General features: G+C 50.6%; 1 protein-coding gene. It reads left to right on the top strand.

Translation table 11 applies throughout. From position 1 onward, the window contains the following. The coding region (locus tag M3090_RS15575) for a TetR/AcrR family transcriptional regulator (RefSeq protein WP_249057783.1) at positions 1–499 on the top strand (499 nt) is incomplete at its 5' end. Between the last annotated feature and the right edge of the window lie 52 nt (positions 500–551).

Raw genomic sequence — 551 nt, 5'->3', positions numbered from 1 at the left:
AGGCATCGTCTATTATTTTCCGCACAAGCTGGACTTGTTCATGGCCGTGGCGGACAAGTATGTGCTGCAAATGCACAAGCCGGGGAACAAGTTTACCGCTCCCGCCGATACGCTGGCGGAATTCATCGGGCAATACGTGGCGGGAGTAGCCGCTTCCATGAAAAGGATTCTCGAACTGATTGGCGACAACCACAGCCCGCATGATTGCTGCCCGAATTCCTATTACTTCCATTTCCTCTCGCAAGTGCGCATGTACTATCCGGGCATCAGGCAAAAAATCGAGCGGATTTTCCGGCTGGAGTATGAGCTTTGGGAGAAAGTCATACAGAAGGCGAAAGAGAGCGGAGAAATCAGGAGCGACACGGACGTGCGGAAGGCGGCAACCCTGTTCCGGCAGATTTTTCTCGGACTGTCCTACGAACAGGCGTTCCTGAACGGTCTGGACGTGGACGAACTGGAGAAAAACTTCCGCTATGTTTATTCCCTGCTTAAAGCCTGACGCCGTTTAGTCTTTTTAACTTCCATTATTTTGAACGATTGTTCAAAATATG

The sequence above is a fragment of the Bacteroides sp. ET71 genome (assembly GCF_023336905.1).
Classification (GTDB): domain Bacteria; phylum Bacteroidota; class Bacteroidia; order Bacteroidales; family Bacteroidaceae; genus Bacteroides.
Note: the sequence above shows the minus strand (reverse complement) of the source record. Positions and strands in the feature narration are given on the sequence as shown.